Raw genomic sequence first — 13,900 nt, forward strand, 5'->3', positions numbered from 1 at the left:
ATTCTTCTTGTAACTTAACGCGAGTTGACAAAAAGATCGACTGCAAAATATCACTTAATAATGATATATCAAGAGAAAGAACCAGGAAACAATGAAGGATAGGGATTGACAAAAAAGCCAAAGAACATTAAGGAGCAGTTGCAAACTTGTAAATACAGCGTTAACAGCCAAGCTTCGAAACAACAAAACAGTAACAGTTCTAGCTTGGCTAACTACTTAACGTAAGTGGCTTAAAATATGAAAAAATAAGCCAGTAATAAAGTCACTAAGACGATAGAAACGATGAATAAAGTATAAGTCCAATCGAATCGAGGATCGATTTCCATATCGGGTTTTAATGTTGGGTAATTCGCCGTTTCGAATTCAAGAGGTCGAGTCACATCACTGACGCATGGTAATTCTTGTGTACTTGAACTGGCCATTTGTTGATGCTCAGTAACACCTTGCTCCAAAATATTAGTCAGTTCACAATAATAGTCGTCAAGCGAAATTGACTGGCTAGCTAACCTTGCTGCTAAATGATTTAGCTTTTTACTGTAACCAGATACGGTACTAATTTCTGCTGCTGTTACTTTTTTATCTCGTTTACCATTCACAATGATAATTGAGACATTATCTCTTGCTCCGCGGTCGAATGTCTTTTGCAATAAAATATCAATGGCCTGTTGTGAACATTGCCATTGAGAGACTAAACGATAAATTTCATTATCCGTCACTTCTGCAGTTAAGCCATCGCTACACAAAACGAAAAAATCACCACTGTCGTATGGGAGTAATGCATGGTCAAAATACAAATCTTCATGCGCACCAACTGCCCGAGTGATAACGTTAGAGAATTTACTATTAGCGGCTTCTTCTGGCTTCATATGGCCTTGGCGCAACATCTCTTCAATGTAACTGTGGTCCCAACTGATTTGTTGGATGCGCTCTGAGTTAACACGATAACAACGAGAGTCGCCAGCCCATATTGTAGCTAGCATACCTTGGCAAACCGTCAAGGCGATAATAGTTGAACCTATATGCTGTCCATCTAAAGATTCTTTTGAATAAACCTGCAACTCGTTGTTGAGCTGACGCATTGTTTGTTCAATGAGTTTGATTCTCTCACTGAGCTGCTCTGGCCAGATGACTTGTTCAAACGCAGCAACTATCGCCTTACTCGCTTTATCACCATCGCGGTGTCCACCCATTCCATCGGCGACAATCCAAACCTGCTTTTCGTCATTGGTATAAATAGAGTCCTGGTTTACCGAGCGTTTTTTACCAACATCAGTAACCGAATAACTCGACCAAGTTTTCTGCATTAGACTCCAGCCTCAACTAAAAAAGAAGAAAAGGTATCAACTGGTGGCATACCAGAAAAATAGCGATACATAGGTGCGATGCCTACGCCTCCTGTCATCCACCAAAGCGTTACTTTGGCTTGCTGCAAGGCTAATAATTGCTCAAGAAACGCTTCATTAGCCTGATTAAAGTCTTGATCAACAGAATCAGAGAAACACCCAATCTCAGATGAAGAATAAGTCGCTAAGGAAGGGTGAGAAGCGACATTAAGATCACCTGATTCTGGATAGAAAGATTGCAGTACTTCTAATACTTGCTCAAGGTTGGGATCTTTTTGTCCCAACAGAGAAATTAAAAAGTCTTCAACCTTCTTGTGATTTTCATCGATAGCACAGCTCCAAGCGAACATATTGACGTTTTGCTCTGCTTCACATAGAACAATAAAAGGATAACAACGCCCGGCTTTATCAACACTTTGCATCATCAAACCTGTTACCGCATTTGGGCTTGCTACTCCAGCTTGGAAAGAGAAACACCAAATCGGGCTGTGCAAATACCTTGCATGCCAGTGCTCACCAAGTTGAAACATAGACACATCTAAGGATTGCTTGAGCCAATTATCAAAAAACTGGATCAGTTCAGGTGCTACGTTACGATAAATGAAGTCACCAAAACTGGGTAATTTTCCAAAAAAACCAATCTTCATTTAAATACCTACAACGCGGTTAAACACTTAAATTGTGAAAGTTGTCTAACTTGAATTGGATTGACGCGATCCACGCCAGTCAATTCGTATTTAGCGAGATAACCATCTTTTTCGAAAGTGATATTCACTTTGTGGCTATTAATCACATCGATTTTAGCTTCATCTAATAACTTGAAGAAAGAGAACAAACCAGTTTGGCTGACACTTGTCTCTGAACCATCTTGTCTGACAAAGGTAAAATCACTTCTCGCTTCAAGGCTATCACCAGGCCATGTAAAACGAGTGGTGATAGGACGACCAAATTGATAGCTCATTCGCTTATCGTTAGCGGTCATTTTAAACTTAGCCACTCGTGCATCGAGATAAATAGGCTTAAGTGCTAATTTCATCTTGGGCTGAGTTGTCGTTGTTGCAAATAAATCGCCCTGTACACGCATTACTTTTTCAAAGAAAGGTAAAACCTTAGGATCAAATTTATAATTTTGAGCAACCTCTTTTTTCCAACGCCAAGGTCGAGTTGACGTATCGACAAGTGATTTCAAATGCGTTTGATAAAACTTAACTAACTCACCATTGGTAGAAAACAATTTTGCTAACTCACGACTACTCACCTCACTGCTAGCATTTTTAGCAAATGGATATTTGAAAGCAGTCAAAGATTCACATTGGGGTAATAAGTCATCATTCCAGATTTTACCAATCTCAATTTGATGAGCTTCATCATTAAAGCGTTTAGCACTATCGGCCAATGCCGTTAACCACAAATTCATTGGCTCTGGCTGTTGATACGCCAAACTCGTTAAATTTTTCACCAACTTTAAGTCAACTTCAGGCGTTTCGCTCATGCGGGTCGAAGCCAATGATAAGCTCAGAGGTGTTGAAACCGCATTTAACTGCCCCAAGAAAGCTTCAACACTTTTTGCTTTGGCAAATTGATGTAAAGCATCAAATGCGTTACTGATACGCATATGAGGTGCATTAATTTGAGTGTTATCGGTAAACTTCTTCGATCTGGCGCTCGCTTTATTAGCCAACGCAACGGCTTGAGTAAACTTGCCGCTGGCTAAGTTAGTTTCTTTGGCAATACTGTTCACCAACGTCATCAGTGGTGAGCTAGCTGTTGCAGCTTGCTTAATCGCACCTTCTGCAGATAAAGCAGTATCAAACTGCTTTACTTTTGTTTGATTGATCAAGGTTTGCCATGAGTTGATGTAATCTTGCGTATAAATATCAACAAGTTGGCGAGTCAAAACAGGTGCATTAATATCGTTTTGCTCACCTAGCAACCAAGATTCTGATTGCAGCAGTTTAACAAACTTAGCGATTTCCGTAGTCAGCACTTGAGAGAACTGCTCTGCAGTAAACAAGCGAGATAAAACCGCTGAGCCCTGATTTTGATTGGACAGCATAGTGCGCCAATCTGAACCAGCTAACTCTGCTAAGTCAATTAAGCTTCCTTCTTTGGCATTAAAAGCTAACTTGAACTCTTGGTAGTAAATATCGGATAACGATTCTGACAACAAGGCAACACGCGTCTTAGTAATTAAATCATCGTTAAGGTTTTCTAGACGTATCCCTTTATCTATTAGCTGTTGAGTATGCTCAGATAAGTAAATAACTTCAGCACTGCTGAAGCGAGATGTATCTTGGTAGCTACTCAATAGCCAATTTGATAAAAATTCAGCATCGCGCTTTTCGGCATTAGCCAGCATTAAATAGGCTTTTAACGCCTGATAAGTAGCGGGCACACTTTGCGCTTTTTCGATACTTGTCTCAATGTGTTTTTTGATAAAAGGCAGCAGGGCCGTTTTTAATAAACGTTGATAACTCGCAGAAAATGCATCTTGCATATCTGCTGACTGGCCAAGTCCCATGCCTGCCATTGCAGTGCTTTGAGTTTTAATGGTTGAAATATTCGTAGAAAAATCATTCAACGCAGGTAGATAGTAACGAATGTCTGAGTTTTCTGGTGGATTTTTATAACGCACATCCCAGCTTTCTATCGCCGCTTGATTGGCATCGATAAAACCAACATTTTTTTGATAGCTGACGCCCCAAGCACCCAATACTGCAACTGATGCTACACTAGCTGCGATTAGGCCAAGCTTCTTATTGCGCTGCTTGCGCTTGAGATAATTAGCTTGAACACCAAATAAATCCGCTTCAGGGAAAACAACTTGCTGTAATAGCTCTTTGATGAAATAACTGCGCTTGTCATTATTCCAAGCCATTTGTGAGCTTTGCTTTAGACCAAAAGTTTGAGATACACGATTGATTAGTCGATCAATTGGCGCACCGCTTTGCGTGCCACTCGTGAAATAAACACCGCGAATAATACCGTTATCAATACCGTTTTCTTGTTCTGTTAGCTTGTTAACAATCTTATTTAACGTCGGCTTTAAAGACGTTAATTGATCGCTAAAACCATAGATCATTGCTTTGCGACTAGGGTCTCGCTCATCGGCCATACGTTGCCATTGACGACGAGATACTGATTGCATCAATTCATCAAATTGTTGGTTGAACAATGAGGTAACTTCACCGGCTTTACTCTGTGCTTCCTCAAAAGTAAAACCAAAGGTTTGTTCACGCTCGTGGTGTGAAAAGTTTTCGTAGAATTGGCTAAAGCCAGCAAGCATATCTGATTTGGTGATCACGACATAAACGGGAAATCGCGTTCCAAAAAACGTATTTAATTCAGAGACACGTTGTTTTAATTGGATTAATTGCTGGCCCAGTTCGAAGTCATTTTGCGTCAGCAAATCTTGCATACTCAAACTGACCAAAACACCACTGATTGGCTTTTTTCGATACTTTTTAATTAAACTGAGAAAGTTTTGCCAACCAGATTCATCGGCTTTTTGATGACTATCACGCGATGTATAACGGCCAGCAGTATCAAGTAATACCGCTTCTTGGGTGATCCACCAGTCGCAGTTTTTAGTGCCGCCGATACCTTGTAAAGCTTGATTAGAAAAATGTTCAAATAACGGAAACTCTAAACCAGAGTTAGACAGCAATGTTGTTTTACCGCTACCTGGTGAACCAATCATCATATACCAAGGAATATCGAGTAAAGCATTCGACTGGCCTTGTTTGTCTTTTAACAAGCCAAGTGCATGTTCGAACTTGTCTTTTAACTCTTTAGATTCGGCATTGATAGCCTCTTCAACACCATTATCAGCGGTTAACGCTGACATCATTTCTTTTTGTAGCTTACTCTTTTGTGTGTATTGGTAAAATTTAACAATCAAACAAATTAATACCACAAAGCCTATCGCGACTAAGCGATTATTTACACTGGCAAATGGGTAACTCTCTGCAAATCCAATGTACGGACCGATAAACCATACGAGTAATGCAGTAAACAGCACGATTAACGTCGGTACAAACCAAGCACTTTGATTTAATTTTTTTAATAATGTCATGTGCTTATGACCCTTTTAAAACTAAAAGTAATTCCACTCGACGATTCAAACTTTGCTTAAATTTATCGTTAGTATCATCGTATAAAGGCTGGGTATCAGCGACTCCTCGGGTGATCACATTGGCAATGGGTGAGTCAGCAGTGTTTAACCAAGCGGCAATAGCTTCAGCTCTTTTTCTTGAAATGACCCAGTTGGAGTCAGCTTGCCCAGTTGAATCAGTATGGCCAACCACTAAAACGGTATCAGCATACTGTTTAATATGCTCAACCAATGTATTGACATCAGGTAGCGCTTGACGGTTGACTTTGCTACTACCAGAACCAAATAAGCTTGAACTTGTTAAACGAATAACAGGCATTTGATCTTGGCTATCAATCGATAAAATTTGCGATTCTTGTTCCGCTACAAAAACAGTCTCTAGCTTGGTCGTAACACGCGCTAGGATATCTTCATCACTCTTAGCTTTTGTGATGAAGTCTTGCCAACCAATGCTTTCCAGCTTCGCATAAATAGGCTCTGCTTTACCTTTCAAGTTAGATAACAGGCCAACATAACTCGCAGATAAAACAAATGCTAAACCGATAAGTACCAGCCATGATGGTACTTTTTTAGTAACGGTTTCATTATTTGCTTGTGCGCCTTGCCAAGCAGGAGATAAATCACGAGGTACCGGTCTGAGCTGATTAATACTGTGATAAAGCTTTTGAGAGAAAGATAACAATATTTTTTCACCATCTTGAGCCACTTTATATTTACCTCTAAAGCCAACAGATAGACACACATAAGCCAACTCAACTAAATCCAGATTGCGTTGTGCCTGTTCTAATAACTTATCAACGATCAGGAAGAACTTTTCGCCCCCCCAGGTTTCATTGTGGTACTTGCTCAAAAGTGTTTGCTGACTCCATGTCCCTTCAGCCCCCCAAGGTGTTGAAAGGATAAACTCATCGAGTAGACAGCAAATTAAATAACGAGAGGTTAAGACTTGTTCTTGATCTCCGCCTTTTTGTGCCAGTTCTTGTTCAAATTGACCAATTAACTTTTCAATATCAACTCTTAATTGCTCTATTGAATTTTGAGGCTCAAGGGAACGAAGGTTCATCGCTAGCGCTAACAGCTCACCACTTGAAGACAGGATTCGGTTTTCACCATGAAATGCTAAGTCTTGCATTGGTGTAGGCTGTGATGGCGCCGCTTGATTTGGATTAAACCCTGGCGATGGAGGCGTAACTGGCGGCACAGCAGGACTGGCAGCAGTATTGTCAATTGGCCCACGTCGGCCACCAGGATTGGGAATTATCTGGGTTTTAAATAAATCATCAGACATGAACTAGTTACCTCTGATCGCCCATAACTCTAGGTCTAGGTTCGGGAAGTTAGTCCCTATGTGCAGGGCAATACCACCAGATTGTGTCAACGCCTGCCAATATTCACCTTGTTGTACTAACTCAAAATAAACGTAACCACGCTTGTACGGAATTTCACGAGGAGCAACTGCAAGTGAACTTAATTGAATACCAGGTAATTGAACATTGACTAGTTCTTTGATTTGCTCGACTGCCCCAACTTTCACTTGAGCAGGGAAATACTGACGAAGATCATCAACAGATAAATCAGCACTCACCGCTAATACAAAGTTACCCGAAGCAAATAGCGTCGCATCGGCAACTTGACCAATACGGATGCCATACTTCTTCTCTTCGAGTGGAATTGCGATAGAGTTTTGCTCTAAAACAACAGAGAATAATTGACGTAAATGCTTGATTAATTGATTGAAAATATCCGAGCTATTTTTTTGTTGGTATGTGGGTAATTCTGGTACGAGCTTATCTTCATTAATAAACGTACTCATGTCACCAATCAGGTAACACCACTTTTCAAACAAGTCTTTTGAACCAACAAAATCAGCTTGGCTGTGATCAGATAAAATAGGTAAGTGACGATTCAGTGTTTGTAACATTAAAAAGTCTGTTACCTCTGACGTAGATGCTCGCCCAGCTACAGATACACGTTGAGCCAAAGCAGTTACTCTGTGCTGACAAAGTGTCACTAATTCAGAGATGAAGCTAGAAACATAATCACATTTCTTGATGTTAATCATGCTAGGTATAAAGTCAGCTTGTAATTTGATCTTGCCTTCAGCTGAGATATCTTCAACCACAGCAAATGGTAAACAACAGAATTCGCTTAAGTCGTCATTCTCGGTAAGCAGGGAAAAGTTAAACCCAGCCACTTCAATTGCTTGAGATAGCGAGTTTTCAGTATTGATGTCACGGATCTCAATTTCAGAGACGCGATTGCGGTATCGCTGTAATTCATCGCCTTCTCGTGAGATTTCAGTATTACCATGTCGACGTATATTAACGGCTAAATAAATTCTCTTTCCGAGTAAGCTTTCATCAACATCAATAGCTTTTGGAATACCATCTTGCTGACCAAGGTGGAAGTAACTTCCATCAGGTAAGATCCCTTCAGCTTTATCTAAACAAATTTTGCCGTTCAATAGTTGGCTAGTATCGACTTCAAAGTTAGCAAAGCCCCAAGCATAGGGTGAAATGAGGCCAAGCGTTTTCGATAGTTGAGCATCGTGATAACGCGTTTGTTGTTGGAAATGCTGTGGCTGCAGCATCATCCCCTCTGTCCAGACAACCTTTTTTTCCCATGCCATAATTTTACTAACCCTTATTCTTAAAGCTCGATAACACTAACAGATACTTTTTCTACTTTAATTTCAATCGCAGAATCGCGCCAGAAACTCTCATCAGGTACAGAGATAACACTGCGCCAATTCACACCATCAATTGCACGGTAGCCAACAGCGACACCGATAAATTTAGAACGCTCAGAGATTTTTAACGCGACTTCATTATTAGTGTCTGGGTGAACTAAGTATTCGTTCATATCAATGAATTCTGCACCAAGCACATTTTGCTCAGGATCGAATAAGGCATCATAGCTAGCATTATCAAAGTTAACGCGATTCGTTAACTGATAAACCCTAACCAACACAGGAGAAGGACGATTAGTGAAATCTGGATTGATGTCATTCGTCGCTCGGATGTAATAATTAAAATCCATTGTCGGTTCTGTTGGCGTGCTAGAACAGGCAGATAAAAATGCAACGAGTAGTAAAGTAGTCGCTTGAACAAGCTTCTTAAACATGATTTTTTTATCCTTTTTGATCATTTTTTATTTTTTCAATTTGTGCTTGATACGCTTCAGCAAAGTATTGACCTAAAACGTGATTTAAGTTTTCTTCAACGGATGCTTTAGCTTTATTTTGTCTTGCCGTAAATTCTAGCCAACACGCAGATGAAGAAACTTTGCCTAATAAACTTCGGCTATTTTGCTTAGCATGAGCTTCAATTGACTCAGGGTCTAGTTCATCTAAAACCCCTGTCATAGAAGATTGCAACCCAGCTAAAAAGGCCATTTGATGATATTGCAGATCATTCACTGCTTCATCATAAGAATCTTTTGCCGACAGATAACCACTTTTCTTTTTCAATAATAGCGCTTCTAAACAATCTGTTGGATCAATAGAGAATTTAAGCGGGTTATTAGAACGCGGCTGAACTGAAGTGACAGCTAATCGAGATTCTTGCTTGAAAATAGAACGCCCATTTAACAACGACATCAAACCTTGTGTCGTTGAAGTTAAAATGGCTGCGATATCTGTCGCAAAAGCTTCTTTGTCTACGCTGTCTTTAAACTCTCTTGGCAGTTCTAACTTTTCAAATAAAGTATCAAAAAAACCATCATTTACACTTTGTGTAGATACTTGTTTTGGTTCGACTGTATCAGCAACAGGTGCCGAGGTCTCTCCCCAACTTTGGGGGTCGACAACAGGTTTTTTTTCAACGACAGGTTGAGAAATTGGTTCAGGAGCTAGTGCAACTTCAGCTCTTGCTACAGGAGCGGCTTGCATAAACTCAGGAGTTTCAGCTTGCGGTTCTGATACGGGTTCAGTTTCAGGTTCAATAGTCGGCGATAAATCAAACTCAATTTCTAAACTAGCAGGCGGCTTGGCGACATCTTCATTAAGTTTAAAGTCACTCTCAGTTTGTGGAGTAACGTCAGCAGATTGAGCCTGTGCTTGCTCCAAATCTTGCTGGTTCCTCTTCAACGATTCTAAATCAAACTCTTTAACTGCCGGCATAATGCCAGACAACTCCCAATCATCTGGAATGGCGGCATTATTATTATTTGCAACCGGCTGACGTTCTTGGCTAGCCGCTTTAAAAGCATCGGGTAATTCAGACTGTGGAATAGCTGCGGCAGAAGGTTGAGCATTAGACGCTGCAAAAGGGTCAATCTGTTCAGTCGCTGGGGCTGGGGCTGGAGCAGGAGCTGGTTCGAAAGTAGGTGCTGGCGATGATGATGCGCCAACTTGATCTAAAATTGATGATGGTGCAGGTTCTGCACTAGGTGTTTGCTGATTAATCATCGAAAGCGGATCAGCATTTTTTGATGGTGTCGAAGGCGCAGCCGCTTCCCCGCCCATAACCAATCCTAATAAGCTATCACCGCCTTGACTTGGCGAAGCGGTTGGTGCGCTGGCAACAGATGATGTAGATAAGTCGATTTCTGTTACTTTAACTTGGTACTGACCAATGAGAATAATGTCGTTAAGCGCTAAAGTGTAACTGTTATTTTTGCCAACGGGGTTGTTGGTTGAATTGATAAAAATACCATTGGTACTGACATCGACAAGAACAAAACTGTTATTTTGGAATTGAATTTGACCGTGAACATTAGAGATAAAACGATTGGTATCAACTAAAGTCCAGTCACATGCTTCAGAACGGCCAAAATTGCCGCCTTGTTCAGTAAAAGTTTGAGAACTGTTTTGCCCAACACTGCCACCAGAGACAACTGTCAGTAATAACTGAGCCATATAAATTTCCTTTTCGATATCGAAAATGAAGTGTAGTAATAATTTTGCCTGTTAATGGCGTTATTTCAAATAAAGCCATCAAATTGAGTTTACTTTATTGCAAACTCTTATTCTGTTAATTGACGCACATATGCTAGCAACAAACTATGGAATCATTATGAAGTAAATATCGCCTTTACAGAAAGACAATTTTACAGTTTTACCAATAGTTTTAAATTTTAGCTAGCATGATACACTTCTTTGTTATAGATAACCCCATGAATCTATCGATGATAACCTAAAAAGTAGTTACGAAAAATGGATGCATCTTCAATAAAAATAAATGGTTACCAGATAAAAAGTACACTTGGCCACGGCGGCATGGCGACGGTTTATTTGGCGATCCAAGAAAGCTTTGAGCGTGAAGTCGCAGTTAAGATCATGTCGGCGCAACTATCCTCTGATCCGTCTTTTGGTGAACGCTTTTTGCGCGAAGCAAAAATAGTCAGTCGCCTGGTTCATCCGAACATTGTGACGGTTTACGATGTAGGGGTACAAAACAACCATCACTACCTATCAATGGAATATATCGATGGTCGTGATTTAAAAGATAAACTTGCAACGATCTCTTTATTCCACATCATCAAGGTTATTAAAGAAGTTTCTCTGGCATTAGATTACGCGGGTAGAAAAGGTTACGTACACCGAGATATTAAGCCTGAAAACATCATGATTAATGATGAAGATGGCCGCGCTATTCTTATGGACTTTGGCATCGCGAAAGCCTTTGACTCTGTTAGTGAAATGACACAAACAGGTACTGCAATTGGTACGCCTTATTATATGAGTCCAGAGCAAGCCAAGGGCACTGAAATAGATTGGCGCTCTGATTTATACAGTTTAGGTGTTGTTTTTTACCAACTACTAACCGGAAAAGTACCTTTTGACGGGGATTCAGCAGTTACTGTCGGTATCAAACACTTAACCGATCCTGTCCCTGATTTACCTGAATTTTTGCAAGCAACATTTAAACCCATCATAGACAAATTGATGGCTAAGTCTGCAGAAGACAGATTTCAAAATGGTTCAGAGTTAATCACAGCACTTAATCAAATCAATGAAGCCGAACTACAAAGGCTCAATAACGAATTTGTCAGTAATACAGATAGAGACAGTGGTCAACAGATTAACCATTATGTTGATACGCCTGTCACGGGACGTACTCAAGCCAGTGTTGATCAAGATGCGACACAAATTTTACAGGTGCCGCCACCAGTTGGCGCGCAAGAGAAAAAAAGTAAAACACCACTTATCATTGGCTCTGTTGCATCGCTGGCCATCTTAGCAGGCGCAGGGGTTTGGTTTAACCAAGCTTCAAAAGAGAGCAAAGATAAGCAGCCACAGGTTGTGACTATAGAAGAGATAAAGACTGAAACGGCTGTTGCAACCACCTCCCCCACAGTTGAAAAACAACCGACAGTTGCGCTGCCACAGCAACAAAAGTTAAATGAGCTTCAAGCCCAATCACAACAGTTAGAGCAGGCACTTGAACAAGGTTTGACTATCGAGTTAATTGATGAGCTAAACCAAGTCCAAAAACTTATCGCCATTTTAGATAAAAATCATTCGAGTCTATTGGCAAGAGAGAAAAAGCTCAAACAAGCTTACGTCGAGTTAACTTATCAGCAAATAGACGAAGGCGATTTAGAAGCAGCAAATAAAACGCTTTATAAGAAAATTCGCCGTCACCCCGAGACGGAACACTCAGTCACTGTGCTTAAGTTAAAACAAGAAATTGACAAAGCATTCAGGATATCTGAGTTGCTCAGTGAAGCAGAACGTTTATTTGAAAATGACTATTTAACAGGTGATGGTAAAGACAATGCGTTTTACCAATATCAGCAGATATTAAAAATAAAACCTGACCACAAAAAAGCGATTCAGGGTATTGAAGCAATTTCTGCGCGATATTTAAAGCTGGCAGATACATCAGTCAAAGCCAAGCAATATGACAAAGCGCAAAGCTATATCAACAAAGGCTTAACGGTAACCAAAACACACAAGCCTTTATTTGATGAACTACAGAATCAAATTGACTTAAGCCTTGCAGAAAAAGCTGCACTGAAAAAACAACAGCAAGCGAAAGTTAACCGTTTTCAAGGCTTATTAAACAAAGCTAAAAATGCTTATGATCAAGATAACTTGATCCCACCAGAAGAAAACAATGCTTTTGATTACTACCAACAAGCCCTGAAGATGCAACCTGACTCATCACAAGCAAAAAAAGGGTTAAAGCGTATTGAAAGCAAGCTCGCAAAATCAGTACCTTACTTGCTGAATATTGAAGACTTTGAGCAAGCAGAAGACGTAATCGTTCAAATGCAAAAGCTCTATCCGAAAAGTAGTTTAGCTAAGCAGTTAAAAGCTAAGTTAACTCAAGCGAAAAAAGCCAGTGCTGATGCCAGTGCCCCACAAATCGCTAAAGTGATGATTAAAGGGGAACAATTCTCAAGCTTGTCTGGTTTTTACGACGGTACCGTCAATGCTAAAGGACAAGTCTATGTAGGTATACAATTCAAAAACTTTGGTGGCGCAACAACGATACTGCAAGCAGAGTTATACGATGGTGCTAAAACGACAAAGCTTGGCACGACCCCCGTTATCATCACTAAAGATACAGGGACAAAAGTATTTAAAGTCGCAGGCCCAGTTTCAGGTTTTAGCTCGGGCGGTTATGTCATCGACTTTATCCGTAATAATCAGCGAATAGAATCAACTCGCTTCACGGTAAAATAATAAAAACGAAGGCTTTTTAATGAAGTTTAAATACACAAAATTGGCTAGCTTAGTGTTACTAGCAAGTATAATTTCCTCAACAGCTTTTGCGACAAGTCAAAATGAAGCTATTTTGGAACAGGCGCTAGAAAATGCAAAAGTTGAGAATCAGAATTTAAAAAACAACTTGAGGCTTGCTAATCGAAAGATTGCCGAATTGGAGGGGTTAGTCGGCACTTTAGACAGTGAAAAAAACTCACGAGTATCAGAATCATCGAACCTTAAAGGCCAAACCCGCACCTTTATTCAAAACCAAATAGACGCGTTGAAAACATTCCTAGTTGAAGGTGGTTTACTCGACTACATGGGCAGCGAACTCATTGCGCGTAAAAGCCTAGACGATGACGATGTTACTTTAGTTGATGTTGGCCATGCGATGAGTAAATCTGGAGTGCTGACAGGCATAGGTGCTTATGTCAAACAACCTGGGTCAGTCAGAGTCAAATTACTACGCCCTATCGACAAAAAGCTAGTTGTGATTTGGCAAAGTGAGACGATTCGTTTTACACAAACAGGCTTAGTTAAAAAGCAATTTGCCAATACGGTCAGTGTCGATAAAGGCGATATTGTCGCCTATGAATTTAACGATAACGTACCTATTGGCTATACATCTGGTACCGGCTCAACCTTGTATTCACATAAAGATTTAAGCTTAGGTAGTTTGATACGCCAATCTTCATTGAAAGGGTCTCGTAGTAAAAGAGCCTACTCTATTGGTGTATTTGGTTTGTTAAACTAAAACATCACCATTTTTCAAAACAAAAAAGCCCG

At 40.2% G+C, this 13,900-nt stretch carries 9 protein-coding genes; 2 read left to right on the forward strand and 7 right to left on the reverse strand.

Annotated features, from left to right (window positions below; genetic code table 11):
* Nucleotides 1-230: 230 nt before the first annotated feature.
* From HR060_RS02035 to tagH, 7 genes are read right to left on the reverse strand one after another with little or no spacing between them, the layout of a single operon-like run.
* Entirely contained in the window at nt 231-1,304 is a 1,074-nt protein-coding gene (locus tag HR060_RS02035) for a PP2C family protein-serine/threonine phosphatase (RefSeq protein ID WP_174198597.1), read from the reverse strand.
* Nucleotides 1,304-1,990 carry a type VI secretion system-associated protein TagF gene (gene tagF / locus HR060_RS02040; protein ID WP_174198598.1) on the reverse strand — a complete coding sequence of 229 codons (687 nt, stop codon included), beginning with the start codon at nt 1,988-1,990 and terminating at the stop codon, nt 1,304-1,306. Before tagF ends, HR060_RS02035 begins: the two co-directional genes overlap by 1 nt.
* Nucleotides 1,991-1,998: 8 nt before the next feature.
* The gene (gene tssM, locus HR060_RS02045) at nt 1,999-5,418 is read right to left on the reverse strand and encodes a type VI secretion system membrane subunit TssM (RefSeq protein WP_174198599.1); all 3,420 of its coding nucleotides are present in this window, start codon (nt 5,416-5,418) and stop codon (nt 1,999-2,001) included.
* A 4-nt stretch (nt 5,419-5,422) separates the two neighbouring features.
* The gene (gene icmH, locus HR060_RS02050) at nt 5,423-6,745 is read right to left on the reverse strand and encodes a type IVB secretion system protein IcmH/DotU (RefSeq protein WP_174198600.1); all 1,323 of its coding nucleotides are present in this window, start codon (nt 6,743-6,745) and stop codon (nt 5,423-5,425) included.
* A 3-nt stretch (nt 6,746-6,748) separates the two neighbouring features.
* Nucleotides 6,749-8,086 carry a type VI secretion system baseplate subunit TssK gene (tssK, locus tag HR060_RS02055; RefSeq protein ID WP_174198601.1) on the reverse strand — a complete coding sequence of 446 codons (1,338 nt, stop codon included), beginning with the start codon at nt 8,084-8,086 and terminating at the stop codon, nt 6,749-6,751.
* Between the two features lie 20 nt (nt 8,087-8,106).
* On the reverse strand, nt 8,107-8,580 hold the full coding sequence (tssJ, locus tag HR060_RS02060) for a type VI secretion system lipoprotein TssJ (RefSeq protein ID WP_174198602.1): 474 nt from the start codon (nt 8,578-8,580) through the stop codon (nt 8,107-8,109).
* A 7-nt stretch (nt 8,581-8,587) separates the two neighbouring features.
* The gene (gene tagH, locus HR060_RS02065) at nt 8,588-10,315 is read right to left on the reverse strand and encodes a type VI secretion system-associated FHA domain protein TagH (protein ID WP_174198603.1); all 1,728 of its coding nucleotides are present in this window, start codon (nt 10,313-10,315) and stop codon (nt 8,588-8,590) included.
* Nucleotides 10,316-10,612: 297 nt separating this feature from the next.
* Here tagH and HR060_RS02070 point away from each other — a divergent pair, with 297 nt between their 5' ends.
* Together HR060_RS02070 and HR060_RS02075 are read left to right on the forward strand one after the other, a co-directional pair.
* Complete coding sequence (locus tag HR060_RS02070; RefSeq protein WP_174198604.1) at nt 10,613-13,090, forward strand: serine/threonine protein kinase; 2,478 nt, start codon at nt 10,613-10,615, stop codon at nt 13,088-13,090.
* Nucleotides 13,091-13,109: 19 nt separating this feature from the next.
* On the forward strand, nt 13,110-13,868 hold the full coding sequence (locus HR060_RS02075; protein WP_174198605.1) for a hypothetical protein: 759 nt from the start codon (nt 13,110-13,112) through the stop codon (nt 13,866-13,868).
* Nucleotides 13,869-13,900: the final 32 nt, after the last annotated feature.

The organism is Marinifaba aquimaris (genome assembly GCF_013328345.1).
GTDB lineage: Bacteria > Pseudomonadota > Gammaproteobacteria > Enterobacterales > Alteromonadaceae > Marinifaba > Marinifaba aquimaris.